Source organism: Acidithiobacillus acidisediminis (genome assembly GCF_023277115.1).
Taxonomy (GTDB): Bacteria; Pseudomonadota; Gammaproteobacteria; order Acidithiobacillales; family Acidithiobacillaceae; genus Igneacidithiobacillus; species Igneacidithiobacillus acidisediminis.
The window spans coordinates 1,621,405-1,639,294 of sequence record NZ_JALQCS010000001.1; the positions used below are offsets into that span (position 1 = coordinate 1,621,405).

18 protein-coding genes and 4 pseudogenes are annotated in these 17,890 nt (G+C 56.9%); 14 read left to right on the forward strand and 8 right to left on the reverse strand.

What is annotated here, in order from left to right; translation table 11 throughout:
• The first annotated feature begins 157 nt into the window (after positions 1–157).
• The 7 genes from M5D89_RS14420 (at position 158) to ltrA (ending at position 7,447) form a co-directional block, all read left to right on the forward strand.
• Complete coding sequence (locus M5D89_RS14420; RefSeq protein WP_431307149.1) at positions 158–358, forward strand: PIN domain-containing protein; 201 nt, start codon at positions 158–160, stop codon at positions 356–358.
• A gap of 80 nt (positions 359–438) precedes the next feature.
• Positions 439–2,019: an MFS transporter gene (locus M5D89_RS08150; protein ID WP_248885327.1), complete on the forward strand. Its 1,581-nt coding sequence runs from the start codon at positions 439–441 to the stop codon at positions 2,017–2,019.
• The gene (locus M5D89_RS08155) at positions 2,016–3,155 is read left to right on the forward strand and encodes an HlyD/EmrA/EmrK family protein (RefSeq protein ID WP_248885328.1); all 1,140 of its coding nucleotides are present in this window, start codon (positions 2,016–2,018) and stop codon (positions 3,153–3,155) included. Before M5D89_RS08150 ends, M5D89_RS08155 begins: the two co-directional genes overlap by 4 nt.
• The gene (locus tag M5D89_RS08160; RefSeq protein ID WP_248885329.1) at positions 3,152–3,844 is read left to right on the forward strand and encodes a Crp/Fnr family transcriptional regulator; all 693 of its coding nucleotides are present in this window, start codon (positions 3,152–3,154) and stop codon (positions 3,842–3,844) included. Before M5D89_RS08155 ends, M5D89_RS08160 begins: the two co-directional genes overlap by 4 nt.
• Positions 3,845–3,992: 148 nt before the next feature.
• Positions 3,993–4,583: a Shedu anti-phage system protein SduA domain-containing protein gene (locus M5D89_RS08165; protein WP_248885330.1), complete on the forward strand. Its 591-nt coding sequence runs from the start codon at positions 3,993–3,995 to the stop codon at positions 4,581–4,583.
• Between the two features lie 90 nt (positions 4,584–4,673).
• Positions 4,674–5,666: a hypothetical protein gene (locus tag M5D89_RS08170; RefSeq protein ID WP_248885331.1), complete on the forward strand. Its 993-nt coding sequence runs from the start codon at positions 4,674–4,676 to the stop codon at positions 5,664–5,666.
• 500 nt (positions 5,667–6,166) lie between these two features.
• The gene (gene ltrA / locus M5D89_RS08175) at positions 6,167–7,447 is read left to right on the forward strand and encodes a group II intron reverse transcriptase/maturase (RefSeq protein WP_248885332.1); all 1,281 of its coding nucleotides are present in this window, start codon (positions 6,167–6,169) and stop codon (positions 7,445–7,447) included.
• 731 nt (positions 7,448–8,178) lie between these two features.
• Here the strand turns inward: ltrA and M5D89_RS14425 are convergent.
• The 3 genes and pseudogenes from M5D89_RS14425 to M5D89_RS08200 all read right to left on the reverse strand — a co-directional run bounded on the left by M5D89_RS14425 (position 8,179) and on the right by M5D89_RS08200 (position 10,184).
• Positions 8,179–9,281 (reverse strand): annotated as a pseudogene (locus M5D89_RS14425) (IS91 family transposase).
• A pseudogene (locus M5D89_RS08195) lies at positions 9,278–9,908 on the reverse strand (tyrosine-type recombinase/integrase). Before M5D89_RS08195 ends, M5D89_RS14425 begins: the two co-directional pseudogenes overlap by 4 nt.
• A gap of 69 nt (positions 9,909–9,977) precedes the next feature.
• Complete coding sequence (locus tag M5D89_RS08200) at positions 9,978–10,184, reverse strand: phage integrase N-terminal SAM-like domain-containing protein (RefSeq protein WP_248885337.1); 207 nt, start codon at positions 10,182–10,184, stop codon at positions 9,978–9,980.
• Positions 10,185–10,339: 155 nt separating this feature from the next.
• On the opposite strand from M5D89_RS08200, the gene M5D89_RS08205 reads away from it, so the two are divergent.
• The 3 genes from M5D89_RS08205 (at position 10,340) to M5D89_RS08215 (ending at position 11,942) form a co-directional block, all read left to right on the forward strand.
• Complete coding sequence (locus tag M5D89_RS08205; protein WP_248885338.1) at positions 10,340–10,819, forward strand: hypothetical protein; 480 nt, start codon at positions 10,340–10,342, stop codon at positions 10,817–10,819.
• 83 nt (positions 10,820–10,902) lie between these two features.
• Positions 10,903–11,523, forward strand: coding sequence for a hypothetical protein (locus M5D89_RS08210; protein ID WP_248885339.1), 621 nt, complete (start codon positions 10,903–10,905; stop codon positions 11,521–11,523).
• A gap of 104 nt (positions 11,524–11,627) precedes the next feature.
• Positions 11,628–11,942 carry a GFA family protein gene (locus tag M5D89_RS08215; RefSeq protein WP_248885340.1) on the forward strand — a complete coding sequence of 105 codons (315 nt, stop codon included), beginning with the start codon at positions 11,628–11,630 and terminating at the stop codon, positions 11,940–11,942.
• A 120-nt stretch (positions 11,943–12,062) separates the two neighbouring features.
• Here the strand turns inward: M5D89_RS08215 and M5D89_RS08220 are convergent.
• Positions 12,063–12,413: pseudogene (locus tag M5D89_RS08220) on the reverse strand (transposase); the annotation flags it as partial.
• An 85-nt stretch (positions 12,414–12,498) separates the two neighbouring features.
• Between M5D89_RS08220 and tnpA the strand changes: the two are divergent.
• Genes tnpA through tnpC form a run of 3 tightly spaced genes read left to right on the forward strand, consistent with a single transcriptional unit; the run spans position 12,499 to position 14,831 of the window.
• Entirely contained in the window at positions 12,499–12,828 is a 330-nt protein-coding gene (gene tnpA, locus M5D89_RS08225; RefSeq protein WP_248884015.1) for an IS66 family insertion sequence element accessory protein TnpA, read from the forward strand.
• Between the two features lie 3 nt (positions 12,829–12,831).
• Positions 12,832–13,185 (forward strand): IS66 family insertion sequence element accessory protein TnpB, encoded by a 354-nt coding sequence (gene tnpB, locus M5D89_RS08230; RefSeq protein ID WP_248884014.1) that lies wholly within the window; start codon positions 12,832–12,834, stop codon positions 13,183–13,185.
• A 50-nt stretch (positions 13,186–13,235) separates the two neighbouring features.
• Positions 13,236–14,831 (forward strand): IS66 family transposase, encoded by a 1,596-nt coding sequence (gene tnpC / locus M5D89_RS08235; protein ID WP_248884013.1) that lies wholly within the window; start codon positions 13,236–13,238, stop codon positions 14,829–14,831.
• A gap of 95 nt (positions 14,832–14,926) precedes the next feature.
• Here the strand turns inward: tnpC and M5D89_RS08240 are convergent.
• A pseudogene (locus tag M5D89_RS08240) lies at positions 14,927–15,535 on the reverse strand (IS5 family transposase); the annotation flags it as partial.
• An 841-nt stretch (positions 15,536–16,376) separates the two neighbouring features.
• On the opposite strand from M5D89_RS08240, the gene M5D89_RS08245 reads away from it, so the two are divergent.
• The gene (locus M5D89_RS08245; protein WP_248885341.1) at positions 16,377–16,622 is read left to right on the forward strand and encodes a hypothetical protein; all 246 of its coding nucleotides are present in this window, start codon (positions 16,377–16,379) and stop codon (positions 16,620–16,622) included.
• Positions 16,623–16,694: 72 nt separating this feature from the next.
• Here M5D89_RS08245 and M5D89_RS08250 read toward each other — a convergent pair whose 3' ends face one another.
• The 3 genes from M5D89_RS08250 to M5D89_RS08260 form a co-directional block, all read right to left on the reverse strand.
• Positions 16,695–16,949 (reverse strand): Txe/YoeB family addiction module toxin, encoded by a 255-nt coding sequence (locus M5D89_RS08250; protein WP_248885342.1) that lies wholly within the window; start codon positions 16,947–16,949, stop codon positions 16,695–16,697.
• Positions 16,946–17,188 (reverse strand): type II toxin-antitoxin system Phd/YefM family antitoxin, encoded by a 243-nt coding sequence (locus tag M5D89_RS08255; RefSeq protein ID WP_248885343.1) that lies wholly within the window; start codon positions 17,186–17,188, stop codon positions 16,946–16,948. Before M5D89_RS08255 ends, M5D89_RS08250 begins: the two co-directional genes overlap by 4 nt.
• Positions 17,189–17,293: 105 nt before the next feature.
• On the reverse strand, positions 17,294–17,881 hold the full coding sequence (locus tag M5D89_RS08260) for a hypothetical protein (protein WP_248885344.1): 588 nt from the start codon (positions 17,879–17,881) through the stop codon (positions 17,294–17,296).
• Between the last annotated feature and the right edge of the window lie 9 nt (positions 17,882–17,890).

Sequence of the window (17,890 nt, forward strand, 5' to 3'; positions counted from 1 at the left end):
TACTATCGTATCTGACGCTCAACATCTGTCAAGGGGTGGTCTGGAAGGCGATCTCTCGCGTTTTGTTTAAGAAGCGGTGCTTTGGCGCTTCGGACATGGACAGTGACGAGCTCCAAGCAGCCATAGAGGCCGAAGTGATGGCGGAACGTCGCTCAACATGCGAGTGATCCTGGATACGAATATTTTCTTATCTGCTACCCTAGTGCGTGGGAGCGTGCCAGACAAACTGTATGAATCGTGGAGAAAAGGACGTTACCTTCTGATTTTCTCCGAGCAGCAGATTGACAAGATCAAGGCCGTCCTCCGTCGTCCGTTTTTTCGCGATCGGGTTCTGTCACGCTATCCACCTTACCGATAGCTTGTATCCAGATAACCAATTTGTCCCGATAGCTTCGTCGCTGCTAGTCTGCGCTACGTTTTCCTAATAGTCGGATAAGGATGGGCCAGTCTGCACCTGAAGTCGCGCGGCAGTGGAGTCGTCACGGTAGCGCCAACCGCTTTCTGGCTGCCAATCTTAGCATCGGCCTGGGTCATTTCCTGGTGCTTTTCAATGGCGGGGCCTATCTGCCGATGATCCCCAAGATCGCCGGCAGCCTCGGCTGCAATCCTGGCTACGCGGATTGGACTCAGGACTTTTATTTCCTCGGTTTGGGTCTGGCCTTCCCCCTCGCTCCCTGGATGCGCAGTCGCTTGGGAGATAAAGACGGTTTGCTGCTGGCCTTTGCACTCTTTGCAGGCGCTTCTATGGTGAATGCGATCAGCACGGACTACGCGTGTTTCCTGTTGGCCCGTATTGTCGCTGCCCTGGCGGGTGGTTTGACCATCCCCTTATCCCTCAGCTTGCTGCTGTCTCACTATCACGAATCGAGCAAAAGCCGCGGTCTCTTCCTCTGGGGCTGGGCGTCCATCACGCCTTTTGCCTTTGGACCATTTCTGGGCGGACTCCTGGCGGATACCTGGGGTTGGCGTTGGCTATTTATGCTCAACATACCCCTCGCAGTGCTGGTATTCCTGGGCATCTGGGCCTGGGAAGACGCAGGTCATAATCGCGGAAAGTATGACATGGATTGGCTCGGCTATGGCTTTCTCGTCGCCGCCTTGGGATGCGCCGTGATGCTGGGAAACTTTTGGGACGTCGACGGGTGGTGGGATACCCCACGCAGCCAGTGGCTGGTCGTAGGCTTGGTGACTTCTCTGTCGGCACTGTTTCTCTGGGCCTGGCCCCATCCTCAGCCGGTCACGGATTTACGCCTGCTGCGCCAGCGGAACTTTGCCCTCGCCGCCCTGGGTATCCTACTCACAGGATTTTTCTTTCAAGGCCTGCTGGCCGCCTTGGTTGTGCTGTACCAATTGCAATTTGGCTTCAGCGCCTATCGGCTTGGGCTGCTTTTGCTCCCCATGGCCATTTTCGCCCCGCTGAGCGCGGCCTTCAGTCACTGGTACCTGCGCCGTCATGATCCGCGCTGGCTGGGCCTGATAGCCATGGCCTTGCTGAGCATCGCCGCCTTTTGGATGTCCTCTTGGGACTTGCCGGTTTCACCGGACACCCTGCACGGGCCGCCACTCCTGGTCGGGCTTGCCCTCGGCGCGGTCTTTGGCGTTTGGGCACGTATCGGGCTGCTGGGTTTGAGGATAGCTGAAGAACAGCGAGCAGCATCGCTGCTGAATCTGTTGCGTAGCAGCGGGCAGGCCCTGGGGATTCCCGCTATCGCCGTGTTTTGGGAACGGCGCAGCGACTTGCATCGGCATTTTCTGATTGCCGATCCCAGCCAACAAGCCCTGGCCTGGGATGCCAGCCTCCGTGCCTTGTCTGCTCGATTGACGCCAGCTGGTGCCCAGGACTATTTGTCCGGGCAGGTGGCGTTACATGCCAGCAGTCTGGCCTTCAACGAGATCTTTTATGTGGGGGGGTGGGCCTTTCTGGGGCTCGCGATACTGGTGCTGTTCACCCACCCCGCTCCAGCATCGGCGGAACTCATGGCGGAACATTTGGCCGTTGCGGAAATGGTGGAGCCATGAGCCGCGTTCAGAAGCTGGCCATCCTGGCCCTGATATTGCTGCTGTTGGGCGGCCTTTGGCTCTTGTGGTGGGTGCTGGTGGGCAGCCAGCGGATAGAGAGCAACGATGCCTACGTCACCGGCAACATCGTCCCCGTTCCGGCCCAGGTTGATGGCACCGTGCGGCGGGTCTTTGTGCAGAACACTCAGTATGTCCACGCCGGAGAGCTCCTGGCAGCCCTGCAGGGGGATCGTAGCACTCTCGCTATGCAGGCCAAGGCGGCGGCCCTGGGCTGGACGGTTCGCCAACTCCGCCAGGAGTTTGCCCAAGTACCAGTGGTGCAACACCGCATCCAAGCACAGCAAGCAACCCTGCACAAGCTGCAGGACAACCTGCAACGCTATCTTCAGGCCCAGGCGAGCGGCTCGGTGGCTGCCATCCAGATCAGCGATACTCAACAGGACATCCTCAGCGTCAAGGCACGAATTGCTACCCTCCAGGCCCGCTTGCGCGCCGCCCGTGCCTTGGTGGCCAAGACGGAGCTCGCCAACAACCCGCAGGTGCAGGCGGCCGCCACCGCCTTTGAGCTGAGTTACGTCCAGTGGCTGCGACGCGACATCCGTGCCCCCATCAGCGGCTATATCGCCCAGCGCGCGGTACAGGCCGGACAGATGGTGCAGGGCGGGGAACGCCTGTTTTCCATCGTCCCCCTTCAACCCCTTTGGGTGGTCGCCAATATCAAGGAAACGGAGATGGCCCAGGTGCGGCCAGGCGATCCCGTGACCCTGCACAGCTACTATTACGGCGGCAGCGTGCGCTACCATGGCAGGGTAGAAGGCCTGTTGCCCGGTGCGGGCAGTGCCTTTTCCATCCTGCCCCCGGAGAATGCCACAGGGAATTACATCCACATTGTCGAGCGGGTGCCGGTACGCATCTCGCTGCCGGCCAAGGAATTGGAAAGGCACCCTCTGCGCCCCGGCCTATCCATGGTGGTACAGATCCAGATTCATGGGCATTCTGGGCGCAGTGTTCTACAGCCCCTGACCCGCACGCCGGCCAAAGGATACGAAACGACACTGTACCAACAGGAATTGCAGCAGGCGCGACAGGCCGCGCAGAGGATCATTGCGCAGAATGCGGGAGAAGGAAAAACATGAGCTCAGAAGTTCAGGAAGAGGATCAGCAACGGCTCCGGCAAACCCCCATCTTTGCCGCATGGCCGCCGCCCTTGTTACAGGAGCTTTTGGCCCAGAGCCATCAGCGGGTTTTGTCGGACGGAAATATCCTCTTTACCGAAGGCGCAAAGGCAGATGCATTTTATTTGCTCCTCTCGGGCGGCATTCACCTCATTGCCGCTGCCGCCAGTGGTGACGAAAAAATCATCGAAATCATGCAGCCCGGCGATTTATTTGCCGAGGCCGTCGCCTTCCTGGGTGGGCGCTATCCGGTCACGGCGCAAGCGCAAAGCGCTACTTGCGTGCTGGAAATCCCTTTGGCGCTTTTCGTGCAACAAATGGAAGCCAGGCCACAATTGATGCGCCAGATGTTGGCCCGCCTGAGTATGCGCCTGCATTTTCTGGTCAAGGAATTGCGCCAATTGAGTGTCGAAAATGCCGAGCAGCGCGTCGTACATTACCTACTGGAACTGACCCCCGAAGGGCAGGGCAGGGTGCAGATCGAACTCCCCGCCAAGAAGTCCGCCATCGCCACCCGCCTCGGCCTGACCCCCGAAACCCTCTCGCGGGTCTTGCGCAAGCTGCAGAACAAAGGGCTAATCCGCGTACAGCAACGCCAGCTGGAAATCCCTGACCTGCAGGCCCTGCAGCGCGCGCTATTGACGGTTTGATGGGGGTAGTGTTTGCCAGGGGTGCTGGAATCGCTCTATTATCAAGACGATGCAATGGCGTAGCCGCGTGAGGTCGGGGATGTTATACGGCAAAGTTGGATGTTATGCTGCAACGCTTGTGCAGTTGAATATACGTTAGGAGCCTCAATTGCCGCTATCGAATATTGCAAATCTTGTCGCTCAGGGTGCATCTGAGCGAGAGCTCCAAGCAGAACTTAAGCGCGACCTCTCGATACTCGGGGCAGCATGCGCACATCCGGCGATAAAGCGCGAGTACATAGCTTTCTCCGAATTTCCAATTGCTCATGGCAACGTTGATTTCGTCGTCTTTACTGACCGCTCGCGCATGGATGTCATACTCATAGAAGTGAAAGGTGCCAATTTCAACTACCTGAACGCCGATGGTGCTGTTGCCGCAGATATCAACTATGCCGCACAGCAAATTCGAGAACGCTTCTATCAAATCCAGTCGAACTACGAACCCTTCCGCAGGGAGGTGCATATAATTCGTAAAGCTGTTGAGAGTGGCACCCAAAAATACAACTCCGTTTTGGGGCCAAATGGCTATCTCCATGTAGACCCGGAAAAGGACATTGATGTTCGCGGTATCGTTATCGGTGGGCGCACAAGGAGTGACCCCGACGAAAGCCGCGCAAGGCATCAACTAGAAATGGCGACACCTAGGGTTATGTTTGAGTCTTGGGACAGTTGGCTGCGCAAGCATGTTCCCGCTCCATAAGGCTCCTAACATGGCGTTCGAGAGGGACGCGCCAAAAGCGGCGCGCCCCTCAACTTTATGTTGGGCGGCTCATTCAAACGGGGAAGTTATATGAACAACTACTCATCTCAAGCCAATGAGGATTCGGAAGATACTGTTGAGAAAGAACATGGCGACAATTTGCCAGAAGGCGCAGAGGCCCTTATCGGTGGATTGATAGGCACCATATCAAAAAAAAAGGGGTTCGTTTCTCCAGGTCAGGTGGATTTTGATGGTGAAATTGGCTCTGATGAGCCAATTGGTGCGCCTGACATTGATATTGCACTATATCCATCACGCGAAATACCAGTCGCAGGGGAGCTTTGGTCTGTGTCTGGGCATTTATCCAACAGATCAACAAAACCCATATGGATAGTGGACCAGGCATGTACATTATCATTGGCACCAGAAATATATGGTCAAAATAGTCGAACAGGATCAATAGGCGCTTTCTTTCCTACCATTCAAAGTAGACCTTTTTCTGAAATTGTAAGAATCGACCCAGGTGCCACCTATTCTGTTGTATGGAAGATTGATCCACACTCAAGCAAAGACGGAGGATCAGGGGCCGACCTAGGTGTCGTAACTCGTGTTTATAGAACAATTAGGTCTTATTTATTTTTTTCGCCCGGAAAATTCAAAGTTAATGCCAATGTCCACATTTGGCCGTTCAAGCCAGCAATCGGCAATAGAGGGAATGTCACAAACTACGGTAGTTCATTCGTAAAGACAATTTCTACTGATATTCAGATGGACGCTTCTCCATGGGTTCTAATTCTTGGGGCTGCGATCGGCGGTATTCTCTGCTTTATTCTACAAATGCTATTCGGAGATGTACATCTAGGCCCAGACGTCTTTGTAGTTATGAAAGCCATTGCCGTTGGATTAATGTCCGCCATATTGCTTAGTGGTGTCATGACTGTGCTGTTATCAAGACTGGCTACAACAGATTTCTTGTTAGTGGTTAAAGTCAAGGATGTTTGGGGTGCAGTTGCAACCGGGTTTATCGTGCAATGGTTTGGTTTTCCCATGCTTCAAACAATAATTACTAATGCAGGCAAATAGGGGCGTTGCGCCTGTCGCCTAACAATCGCTTCGAGTGGGACGCTCCAACAGCCGGCTTCGCCGCCTGTTTCCGCGCCCCTCAAGCTAAACGTGTGCGCCGGGCATGGCGCGTTACTTCATAGGTGAAAGTCCTATGGCCAGGTTTGCAGAGCCGAAGGCAAGGAGAAGGGCAAGGGCGTCGTCGTGAGATGGGGGTCTGAAGGAAGCCCAATCCGAAACGGCAGGGCGATGAACAAAAACCGGATATGAGGCGTGATGCATTCGGGACGAGCGGGCACGTGACCGCAAAGTCCTCCATCTGCGATTGGGTGAATTTTGTAAATCCGGCGTCTATGCCGCGAAGGTAACGTGTCTTACCCCGGGAGATCTCCCCGGTGCTTCAAGAGATCGAAGCGGGGCGCCTGGAAACGGGCGCTGAATACCGTGGAGAAGTCAGCAGAGGGCATAGTAGGCGGCGCCCCCGCTGAAGGCCCGAACGATGGAAGACAAAGGACCATGAGATGAGCAACGGGACCGCATCAGACCCCCAGCGCAAGCTGGCGGCGGCCATGCCGCCGGATGAACCCGTGGCTGGATCGGATGGACCACCCGAGTCGATTCCTCCCCGCGCGTTGCTGGCCCAAGTGTTGGACCGGGCCAATCTGCAACGCGCCTTGAAGCAAGTGCGCCGGAACCAAGGCGCGCCGGGCATCGACGGCATGACGGTCGATGAATTACCGGAATACCTCAAGCACCACTGGGTGGACATCCCCAAGGGCGACGGCAAGACGCGCCCCCTTGGCATCCCCACGGTGCTCGACCGCTTTATCCAGCAAGCCATCGCGCAAGTGCTGTCCGCGCAATGGGAACCCCACTTCCACCCGCACAGCTACGGCTTCCGCCCCAACCGCTCGGCGCACCAGGCGATCCGCCATGTGCAAGCCACGATTCGGCAAGGCTACGGCTGGGTGGTCGACATGGACCTGCAAAGCTTCTTTGATCGGGTCAACCACGACCGGCTCATGGCGCGGCTCAAAACCCGCACCCAGGACGCCGACGTGCTACGCCTGATCAACCGCTTCCTGAAAGCGGGCGTCGTGGTGGACGGCAAGATCGAAGCCACGTCGACCGGGGTGCCGCAAGGCGGCCCGTTATCGCCCCTGCTGGCCAATGTGGTGCTGGACGAACTGGATTGGGAACTGGACCGGTGCGGCCACCGCTTCGCCCGCTATGCCGACGACTGCAACATCCTGGTCAGAAGCAAACGCGCGGGCGAGCGGGTGATGGCGAGCGTGACACGCTGGGTAAGTGACTCACTGAGGCTCACAGTGAATCCGCTGAAAAGCGCGGTGGACCGACCCTGGAAGCGCAAGTTTCTGGGCTTCACGGTCAGCCGCAACGACAAGAAGCTGAAGGTGGCCGACAAGGCCCTCGACAAGCTGAAAGATCGGGTGCGGGAACTGACCCGTCGTACACGAGGCAACCGCATAGAAGTGATCGCGGCGGAGCTGAGAGAAAGCCTGCTTGGTTGGAAAGCGTATTTCGGCATTGCCGAGGTACTGAGCCCTCTGCGCGACATCGACAAGTGGATACGACGCAAGTTACGCTGCTACCTCTGGAAACAATGGGGGCCGGCGGGCTACAGGGAACTACGCAAGCGCGGGGTAACGGTGCGCGAAGCGTGGAACACCAGCAAGTCGGCGCATGGGCCGTGGCGATTGTCGAAGACACCCGCCTTGGCTCTGGCGTTACCCCTGCGCTACTTTGAGACCCTGGGAGTACCGAGCCTTGCAGCACGGTAAGAATTCAATCCATCGAACCGCCGGATACGTGATCCGAACGTCCGGTGGTGTGGGAGGGAGGGGCCGTGAGGCTTCTTCCTATCCCGATTAGCGCGCACAAGGGGAAAACTATGGCTAATCAGCACGGGCTCGATAGCGCAGCGGAAGTCTTGAAGCAACTGATCGGTCTTAGTACGGGCATCATCGCGGCAACGTTCGCGTTGCTCATTGCCTTCAAAGTTACACATGCACATCAAAACTGGGCTATTGCATCAGCAGTCGCGGGCGGCCTTTGTATCCTAGGTGCCTTGTTGTTCCTCACGGATGTCGCTGCCAATTCCCTAGGCACAACGGACCACAGCACCCATTTCCGCCTTTGGCTTTTCGTCATTACATGGGCTCTATTTCTTCTATGCGCAATCACGTCGGGGGTGTACGCCCTCGAGATAGCAGGTGTGCTCTAACGATCAAGGTTAGATCGTGATCGCGCAGCGAGTCACGATCTGAACCGGTTGTTGGACGAGCCCGGCGTGCTGAACGATACCCCGTGAAAATATCTTTTCGCTGCTCTGGGCGAATGCGGGAGCTTGGCTTCCGCGAATCCATTATAGATACCCAACGACACGGTCATTGTGGCAGTTCGTTCCGTCCGCGGACGGTGTAACCTGTTGAAACCCTTAGTTGTTCCTGTTTCTTGGCAGAGCACAGCCGTCGCGCCGAACAGCGCGCCCGCGAAGCCGAGTTGATGGCTATTACCCAGTCACGCCCTCAATGGCTTCCACCTCTGGTGGATGTGGCACTGCCGACGGTGGGATCTGTCGCCGCAGCACGCGCATCGGCGCGCCATAGCATGGGCAGGTCAATGGCGGGCGCGGCATTATCCAGCACGGGTTCGGCGCCACCTTCAGCAGCACCTGCAACAAGGCAATCAGATGTTTGCTATTGGGATGCAGAAAGCCGTAGTTGCGCGCTCGCCGGAAGCCCTTGGGTGGCAAATGTTGCAGGACCAGGTGTGGGAAGGCCGTACCGCTTAGGATGCGGTCCATCCGTTTGCCGGTCTTACCGTCCAGATAGCGGAAGCGCACTTGGCCATTCTCGCAGGCGAGGATGGCCTTTTACTGAATTACCCCGCGATACAGATAGCGGCCCAGATTGACCAGGGCCTTCTCCCCGTTGCCCACGCCTTTGCAGTCGACCACCCAGGTCGTCGCCAGACCGGGCGGCGGTTTCAGGTCAGTCTGTTCGAGGGTGGCCTGCACCTTGCGCGAAACACCTTGGCCAAAGCCCGGTGGTGGAACAGGTGGCACGGCCTGTTCTTTCGAGTCTTGGTCCGCCAACTCCGCCCCTTGGCATCCAGGGTTGTCGCCGGCATGGCGAGATGGATATGGGGATGGTAATCGAGTCGCCGGGAGTGGGCGTTCAATACTGCCACTGCGCCGGGCGTGCCTTGCAACTCTCGGTCGTTTCTGCTGAAGGTACGCAGCGTTGCCCACGCGCAGTCGAACAAGATGGCGTAGAGCGTGCATTGATGCTGCCAGGCCAGTAGCCTCAGTTCTGCCGGCAACGTGAAGGTGAGCTGGAAGTGGTCGGCCGGTACCTTGCGCTTGCGTTGCCGTTCAAGCCAACGCTGGCTTTCGTGGTGTTGGCAGTGCGGGCAACTGCGAGGGCCGCAGGAATGGGGCAACAGACGGATCTCATCACAGGCGCTGCATGCCGCCAGAAAAAGTGGCGCCAAGGCGGTGCGGCACTGCTTCATGGCGGCAAGGGCCTGACGCTGGCTGGGCAACAGGGACCGGCCATACCGCCGCAGGTAGTCTGCCTCGAAGCGGGCAATAATATCGTCGAAGGGAATCATTGTACCGTCCTCCACTGGATCGAGAACCGGCTCATCAAGGCATTGATGCAGGCATGCGCTCGTTCGTGGGTGTGACTGGTGAGGTGGGTGTATTGGGCCGTGGTCAGAACCGAATGATGGCCAAGGATCTTCTGGACTTCAAGCAGGTCGACACCGGCTTCGATCAGGTGCGTCGCATAGCTATGCCGCAGGCTGTGTGGGGTGCTCTTTTTTTAGGCCGCAATTGAGGACAACTTGGCGTAAGGTGGCCTGCACGCCAACGCGATCCAGGGGCGAGTGAGCCCGATCCGCCGCCTTCAGACCGCCCTGCCGGTTGGGGAAGAGGAGTGCTGGATGGCGGTGGAGTTGCCAGAACTGTCGTAAGGCGGCGAGTGTGGCTGCCGGTAAAGGCACGAAGCGATCCCGGTTGCCCTTGGCATCGCGGATATGCACCCGACGACGCCCGGTGTCAATGTCGCCAACCTGAGGCGCCAGGCCTTCGCCCAGGCGCAGACCCAGGCTGTAGAGGATGAAATAGAATACCCGGTAGCTCGGGGTACGGGTCGTGGCAAAAAGCTGCTGGGCTTCGTCGACAGTAACAATGTTGGGCAGACGTTGGGCTTTGGGCGGCTTGATCAGGTGGGGCATGGCCTAGCGTTGATGCAGAACGTGGGTGGTATAGAACTTCAAGCCATAGAGGTCGAGCTTGACCGCGCTCTAGGAGTGGCTCTCAATCAGGTCGCTGAAATAATTGGTCAACTGGGCCTCGGAGAGGTCATCGATCTGGTGGCTGAAGTAGTCGCCCAAGCGCCGGATGGCGCGGGCATAGGCGTCGATGGTCTTGGGCTGCAGACCTTTGAGCTTGAGGTGCTTGAGATGGATCCGGTATTGCCGGTTGAAGTGCTCGTTGGTGGTGCAGGTCATGCTGGTTCCTCCTCACGAAATATTGCAGAATCGTCCCAGAGGACCCTCAGGTGGATGAACATGCAGAGTAATTCGTGTCAGGCCAGTCGGCGACTCCTCCGCGCAGCGGCTTCGTCCAACATAGCGCTCAACCTAGCTCGCTTCGGCGAGCCGGTTTGCTCTACGTTAGCCATATGACAAACCATCAGCGTACCGGAGCCGTTTCCAACGCACATGCAGGCCGTGAGTTTGAGGCAGATGCATTGGCTTATTTCATCGATGAAGAAGGCTTGACCCTTACGACATCATTTTCTGTGCAGCTCGGCGTCAATGACCTTCGAAAAGCACATCGTTTCGACTTGGGTTGTAAAGAACCGGCAGTATTAGTCGAATGCAAGTCTCACAACTGGACAGAAACTGGAAACATGCCAAGCGCAAAGATCACTGTGTGGAACGAAGCAATGTATTACTTCCTTCTGGCACCGGCGCACTTCAGGAAAATCCTCTTCGTTCTTGAGGCTCGGCACGCCCGCCAATCAGAAACCTTGGCCGAGTATTATACCCGTGTCAATGGGCATCTCATTCCACGAGATGTTTCTATTGTTGAGTTCAACCCTACTTCAAAAAGCGCTAGTTATGTCAAAGCTGCTGGCTAACAGGCGCTTCGACTGGAGCGTTCCAACTGTTGGCTTCGCTGCATGTTTTCGCGCCCCTCAAGCTAAATGCTGGGCCTCTTGAGATGACCACACTCACGCACTGTCCAGAACTTCTTCCGCCTGACCTCACGGCCCTGATTGATAGCTTCGCTCAGGCGTGGGCAAATAGCCCCTCCCGTCCTCGTCCATCGGACAATGCCATTGCCCATTGGTCAGAATTATTGGCCGCATGGGTGGCCGCCGACGACCTGCCTCTGTTTGTCCGCAAACACTCCAACAATCGCGGCTCCGTTGTTTCTCACTTATCTGGACGTCCTCTTGTTCCCTGCGACAACAGCCCCGCCCACTGGGCTTACGTTATGGCATCAAACGGCGAATGCCCCTCGCTTCAAGACATCAGAGCGTTCCTCGCCAAAGACGTGATTCCTGTCGCCATGATTCAAAAGGCTGTAGAAAAACCTATTGCCAAATACCACTGCACGCTTACGAAAAGGTTCAACGTCAATGAGTATGGTTGGAAACTCGCCCATATTCGAGGTGTCGGGTTGAAAAACCGCACTCATATCACCGAGCTTCCCCCTGAGCGGCTGATCGCTCAATTTCTCTCGCTCATGGCACCTGCGAATATGTTTGTTATTCCTCTACCTTGGGCAGGCATCGCGGAAATTGAAACAGTCATTCAAGCTGTGGCATCCGCGCAATGAACCAACGACACCCAGCCCATCATTCCAACGGAAGCTGCGCGATGAATCCGCGCAGCGTCCAGTAAAGTTAGACGTTATGCGTCCGATGTCACCAGGAGGATTTCATGAATGCAAAATATTCCGGAAAGTGTCTTTGTGGGAAAGTAAGTTATTCAGTAAATGCTGAGCCGATGTTCTCGGGAAATTGCCATTGCAAAGATTGCCAACGTTCATCTGGAAGCGCTTTCATTCCAGCGATGATTTTTCGTGAAAAAGATGTGGATATCATTGGTGAAGTGAAGTATTTCGAGTCTCAAGCGGATAGCGGAGATACGCACAGTAGAGGCTTCTGCCCAAATTGTGGTTCGCAGTTGTTCGCTCGTTTCAGCGGCATGGCAGGAGCGCTTGGCGTGAAGGCGGGAACCTTAGGGAAGCTCTGACCTAGCCTAAAAAGGTGCGCCTTGTCCCCAGTATTGACCTAAGCACGTTGCTATCAGGTCACTTATCCGTCAAATTCCCCCATTTTCTGGAGAATTATTGGATATTGGGCACACCACTCCCTACGCGGCCAGGAGATATCTCCTCAGCATGTACAGATTGGCCAAGGCAAAGAGCGTGGTCAGTTGAGCACCGTTCTTGGCCAGACCCCGATATCTGGTTCGCTGATAACCGAATTGGCACTTCAGCACCCGGAAGGCGTGTTCTCCCCGGGCACGGATCCGGGCAATGGCGCGGTTGTAGCGCTTGAGGGCCGCCAAGCCGGTTTTCTGCCCAGGATAGCGTCGCCGCGCTACCGCGTTCCGTATGCCTCGGGCCACCAGCGTGTCATGCACCTGGGGATAGTCATAGCCCCGGTCAGCGAGGACCACCGACTCCTCTCCGGTAAGGAGCCCCTCCAGCCGCTGATGATCCGTAAGCGATCTCTGACCGGCGTTCTTCCCTTCTGAGCAGGCATTGCCCAGCATGGCGCCATCGTTCTTGTAAAGGATTGGCGTCATGGAAAACACCCCAGAAGATAGCGGCAAGGTTCAGGCCCGGACGGAGGTCTGGCAGCAACGGATGCAGGAATACGAGGCTTGTGGCCTTTCTGCCCGACAGTTCTGCGCAGAACACGGACTGTCCCTGCCGCAGTTTTATTATTGGCGGCGTCGCCTGCGCCTGGAGAGCGGTGGCGTGGTAGCTCCCGGGGATGATGGGGAGGCGATGGCTCCTGCCTTCGTGGAATTGGGCCTGGGTGCTGTGCCACCATCTGCAGCGCGGGCGCTGCCCCTGGAGATTCGCCTCGACCTGGGGGGTGGCTGCGTCCTCTCGATTCGGCGAGGCTGAGGGATGTTCTTTCCGGAAGGACGCATCCGGGTCTTTCTTTGCCGGGTGCCGGTGGACATGCGTAAGTCCTTCGACGGGCTCTCGGCCTTGGTGCATCCGACCTTCGCCCAGGATCCCCTGTCCGGGCATTGCTTCGTCTTCGTGAATCGCAGGGCGACCCAGATGAAGGTGCTGTATTGGGATCGAACGGGATACTGTCTCTGGGCCAAGCGCCTGGAGCGGGGTGGCTTTTGGTCGTGGCGGCATCCCCCCAAAGCGGAGATCGACTGGACCGGTCTCAAACTCCTGTTGGAGGGCATCGATGGCGTCCAAAAAAGGCGCCGTTATCGGCACCAAAACGGAGAAAAATTCTCCTGAAACCCGCTGAAATGCTTGCGATATTAAGCAGTTAGTGTTATGATTCTGCTATGGATTTGGCAGAATCTCCCACCCCCAGAAACTACCCCGAAGCCCTCGCTGCCTGGCAGCTGCAGGTCGAGATCAATGCCACCATCCACAAGAAATTTGAAGCCCAAATCCAAGGGCTCCAAAGCCAGCTCGATTGGTTCCGCCAGCAGTTCTTCGGCCAGAAGAGCGAACGGCGCGTCCCTCCGCCTCCGGTCGAGCAGCTGAGTCTCGGTCAGGAGTTTTCTCCGGCGGAAGTCGCACCTGCGCCTCTTCGTATCGTCGCCGCCCATACTCGCGCCGCGCCCAAACGGCCGGAAGATCGGGCCGAAAGCCTGCCCTTCTTCGATGAGAGCCGGGTACCTACCGAAACCATCACCCTCCCGGCTCCCGAGATCGCAGGCCTCGATCCCGACGCCTGCGAGATCATCGATACCAAGGTCAGCTACCGCCTGGCCCAGCGGCCAGGCAGCTATGTCGTCCTCAAATACGAGCGGCCGGTGGTCAAGCTCCGGGAATCGGAGACCCTGCACACCGCCCCGGCTCCCATGGGGGTTCTGGACGGCAGCCGGGCCGATGTCAGCCTGCTGGCGGGAATCCTGACGGATAAGTTCCTGTACCACTTGCCGCTCTATCGGCAGCATCAGCGGATGGTGGCCCAAGGCCTGCGGGTCAGTCGCTCTTGGCTCACCGATCTCGTGCAACGGTCCATTCTGCTCCTGTCCCCCATCTATACGGCCCAGTTTGAGAGCATTCGCCAGTCTCGCGTGCTGACTATGGACGAGACCCCCATCAAGGCGGGACGCCGGGAAAAGGGCAAGATGCACCAAGGGTACTTCTGGCCGGTCTTTGGCGATGCCCAGGAGATCTGCTTTCCCTATGCCGAAAGCCGGGGCACCATCCACATCCGGGAGCTCTTGGGCCCCTTGGCGCCGGGTACGGTGCTCCTGAGCGATGGCTATGCCGCTTATGCCCGCTTCCAGAAAGAAAACGCGGGGCTGATCCATGCCCAGTGCTGGGCCCACAGCCGACGGGAGTTCGTGCGTGCCGAGGCCCACGCCCCGGAAAGGGTGGCCGAGGCCCTGGAGCAGATCCGGGCGTTCTATCGCGTCGAAGATGAGATTCGCAGCCAAGGATTGAGCGGTGCGGACAAGCGGCACTATCGCTATACCCATAGCCGCCCCCGGGTCGCCCAGTTCTTCACTTGGGTCGAACAGCAGCTGACGGATACGGCCTTGCTACCCAGCAATCCCTTCACCAAGGCCCTCGCCTACGTCCACAGTCGCAAGGGGCCGCTGCAGGTCTTTCTGGAAGAACCTGACGTGCCCATCGACACCAACCACATCGAGTGCCAGATCCGACCCATTCCCTTGGGGAGAAAAAACTGGCTCTTCTGCTGGACTGAACTTGGTGCAGAGCATCTCGGTATCATCCAGAGTCTGCTCAGTACCTGCCGCCTGCAGGGGATCGATCCCTACGATTATCTCGTAGACGTCCTGCAGCGGGTCGGTCAGCATCCGGCCAAGGACGTGGCCCAACTCACCCCTCGTCTGTGGAAAGAGCACTTTGCCCAGGCACCCCTGCGCTCCGATCTGCACCGCTTCCAGCAACACCGCTGATTCCACCGCCCACCTCAATCCCGACCAGGCAATAAGCCATCCTGCCTCATGCCAATGGAGGGGGGAAGAACGCCGCTGAGAGACCGGTTACGATGATCCGGTACCTTGGCCGCCGTGAAGTCCACCGCCTGTACGATACCTTGGAGATCCGTTGCCACATGCGCCTTCATCCCGAAATACCACTGATTCCCTTTCTTGGTGGAACTCATCTCTGGATCCCGCTTGCGGTCTCGGTTCTTGGTGGAGCTCGGGGCGTGAATCAAGGTGGCATCCACGGTCTTGCCTTCCTGCAGCAAGAGCCCTTTCTCCTGCAACACGGACTGCACCTCGGCAAAGATGGCCTGGGCAAGCGCATGGCGCTCCAGTAAGCGGCGGAACTTCAGGATCGTGGTCTCATCGGGAACGAAGTCCCGACCCAAGTCGATACCGACGAATTGACGGAGCAGAGGAACCTCGTACAGGGCCTCTTCCATCCCCGGATCGGAGTAGCCGAACCATTGCTGGAGAAAGTGGATCCGCAGCATCCGCTCCAAAGGCATAGGTTTGCGGCCGCTGCCCCCCTTGGGGTAGTGCGGCTCGATCAAGGCCACAAGCCTGGCCCAGGGAACCACGGCATCCATCTCGGCCAGAAAGCGTTCTCGCTTGGTCTGCTTGCGGCGTCGCGACAGGCTGGGCTCCTCGGCAAAGGTTATCTGTCCGGACATGGATAGCATCTCCTCGCTACTCGGTCAGCCCATTGTATCAGATGGCTAAATCAGAGACTCCTTAGATGACTCATCGAATTACGCGCCAAATTTAGATTTCTATGTAGGCAGTGCTGCGCCTTGGGACTTTATGGACCCACAATTACCCAAGAAACAAGGGGCGGCTCGGGGCTAATATTGATGCATAATAATTCATTGCAGCCCACCCTCACCACTGGCAGATTGACGCTTAGGCCTCTCTTGCTCAGTGACGCAGGGACTGTGCAAGGGCGGGAGATTTACAAGGGCGGAAGATAGTTCTAGCATCAGTACCGTGGAATGGAGTGTATTACATGACGTGACAAATGTTCAATAGCAATAATGGGTGTAATGTTGCAAAGCCTTTGCAGTTGAATATCCGTCTGGGCTTCGGTAAATCACTGTGAATTTCCGTATAATATTGATATTGTTAGCCTCGCCTATCACATTTTATGCCATTGAGCCATATACTTGTAGAAATGGTGCGTTCCCATCTTATACAGAATTAAATCTCGGTGAAATTGTCGCAGGAGCAGGTGAGCGAGTTCATGCGAGGGATGACTCTGAGGGCTGCCCCAACCAAACAAAATGCATTCAAAAGGGATATTTGGTGAATGGAGACAGGGTGCTTACCGCACATCCTGCAGACGGATGGGTCTGTATTTATTATTTTGGTAAGAACACCGACTATACGGGCTGGGTATCGCAAAGAGATGTGAGAGCAATTCCTTACCCAAAGAAGCCAGCGCTTCAGGACCGGCTGTGAAGTTGGGTTCCTGTAGCGGGACCAAACAACATTGGAATAAAATTGGCGCCAAAAGGCATGCTGGAAATCGGCGGTGAGGCGTATTGGTATGGAGCAATCGTAGATGGCGAGCAGGTCATCCACAATGGTGAAGTGGACGGAATTGCTGCTCCGATGGGAAACAAGCTGACGGTTCGGGGCGACGATCCATATAGTTGTGCCGTTAAATTTGAACTCATCGGTCCATACTTGGCTGTCACCGACAACAATCAATGCGGTGGAATAAACGTCCGCTTCAATGATGTGTATCGCCGCAAGCGCTAACGATTGAAGTGAGATCGTGATCATGGAACGAGCGACGATCTCAACAGTTGCTTCGACGAGCCCAGCGTGGTGTCAGTAGCAGAAGCGCAATTGCGCGATTTGCAGTTGATCGCCTTCAACCCGATACACCATGCGGTGCTCGTCGTTGATCCGGCGTGACCAAAATCCTGAGAGGGCATTTTTCAGTAGTTCCGGTTTGCCGAGACCACTAAACGGCTCGCGCTGGACCTCACGAATCAGTTTGTTGATCCGCTCGACCATCTTTTTATCCTGCTTCTGCCAATACGGGTAGTCTTCCCGAGCCAGGTCAGCGAAGACGAGCTTCACTCTGCCAGCGTCCGTTCCACTCCCTGGCCGGCGTTCAACTGCGCCGCTGCCGCAAGAAGACGCTTGGCGTTAGTGGGGGTGCGGAGTAGGTATGCGGTTTCTTCCAGCGCCTTGTAGTCTTCGAGCGAGAGCATGACTACCGCTTGCTCTCCGTTGCGGGTGATGATCAACGCTTCATGATCTTCGCAAACGCGGTCCATCGTACTAGCTAGATTGGCGCGAAGGGTCGTGTAGGTCATGGCATCCATTTTCGAGCTCCGTTTTTGTACGCGATTCTGTACATATATTCTGGCTGGGTGCCTAGTACTGACCGCTATGAGCCGTGCCGGGCTTACCGCCAAACGTCAGTGTGGGTGGTATTGAGCCTGGAGCCGCTGCGATAGTGCCTGCAATTGTTGCAGGCCAGCAGGTACCCCAGGCTTTTGCAAAACCTGGGTCTGCGTTTTGGCCAATCGAGGAGGGCAGGTGGGCGATAGCCAGCGTCCCCGTTGGCGGTAATGCTCGTTCAATTGTGGCGTGGCGGAGAACTGCAAGGAACCAGAGCCCTGCATGGTCGCGCGATGCAGTACGCTTCGATCGTCACTGAACACCAGGCGAATCCGCTGGGTGCCCGTGCCATTGGGGAGGATTTGGACACTGTGGAGCTGCACCGTACTGTGGCTACCATGGTTCCGCACCTGAGTTTCGACATTCGTGCTGTTGTGATCGCCGATGTTGGGGATAAAGGCTTGAATCTTACCAGTCCTGGCTTCCCAGCATTGCTCTTGGGTGATGCGGCTTTCGGCACCCATGGGTCCGTAAACAAGGGAGACGACCCGCCATAGGCCTGGAGCGATCATGGGTTGCGACAGTGTCTGTGCGAAAGCCCCGGTGGCAGAGGATCCCAGCAGCAATCCACTGAAGAAAGCCACCCATGTGCGCGAAATCATCATGACACCAGC

Coding starts and splice junctions, on each gene's coding strand:
- M5D89_RS14420 (WP_431307149.1), top strand. CDS start 158: ATGCGAGTGATCCTGGATACGAATATTTTCTTATCTGCTACCCTAGTG.
- M5D89_RS08150 (WP_248885327.1), top strand. CDS start 439: ATGGGCCAGTCTGCACCTGAAGTCGCGCGGCAGTGGAGTCGTCACGGT.
- M5D89_RS08155 (WP_248885328.1), top strand. CDS start 2,016: ATGAGCCGCGTTCAGAAGCTGGCCATCCTGGCCCTGATATTGCTGCTG.
- M5D89_RS08160 (WP_248885329.1), top strand. CDS start 3,152: ATGAGCTCAGAAGTTCAGGAAGAGGATCAGCAACGGCTCCGGCAAACC.
- M5D89_RS08170 (WP_248885331.1), top strand. CDS start 4,674: ATGAACAACTACTCATCTCAAGCCAATGAGGATTCGGAAGATACTGTT.
- ltrA (WP_248885332.1), top strand. CDS start 6,167: ATGAGCAACGGGACCGCATCAGACCCCCAGCGCAAGCTGGCGGCGGCC.
- M5D89_RS08200 (WP_248885337.1), bottom strand. CDS start 10,184: ATGACCTGCACCACCAACGAGCACTTCAACCGGCAATACCGGATCCAT.
- M5D89_RS08210 (WP_248885339.1), top strand. CDS start 10,903: ATGACCACACTCACGCACTGTCCAGAACTTCTTCCGCCTGACCTCACG.
- M5D89_RS08215 (WP_248885340.1), top strand. CDS start 11,628: ATGAATGCAAAATATTCCGGAAAGTGTCTTTGTGGGAAAGTAAGTTAT.
- tnpA (WP_248884015.1), top strand. CDS start 12,499: ATGGAAAACACCCCAGAAGATAGCGGCAAGGTTCAGGCCCGGACGGAG.
- tnpB (WP_248884014.1), top strand. CDS start 12,832: ATGTTCTTTCCGGAAGGACGCATCCGGGTCTTTCTTTGCCGGGTGCCG.
- tnpC (WP_248884013.1), top strand. CDS start 13,236: ATGGATTTGGCAGAATCTCCCACCCCCAGAAACTACCCCGAAGCCCTC.
- M5D89_RS08245 (WP_248885341.1), top strand. CDS start 16,377: ATGCTGGAAATCGGCGGTGAGGCGTATTGGTATGGAGCAATCGTAGAT.
- M5D89_RS08255 (WP_248885343.1), bottom strand. CDS start 17,188: ATGACCTACACGACCCTTCGCGCCAATCTAGCTAGTACGATGGACCGC.
- M5D89_RS08260 (WP_248885344.1), bottom strand. CDS start 17,881: ATGATGATTTCGCGCACATGGGTGGCTTTCTTCAGTGGATTGCTGCTG.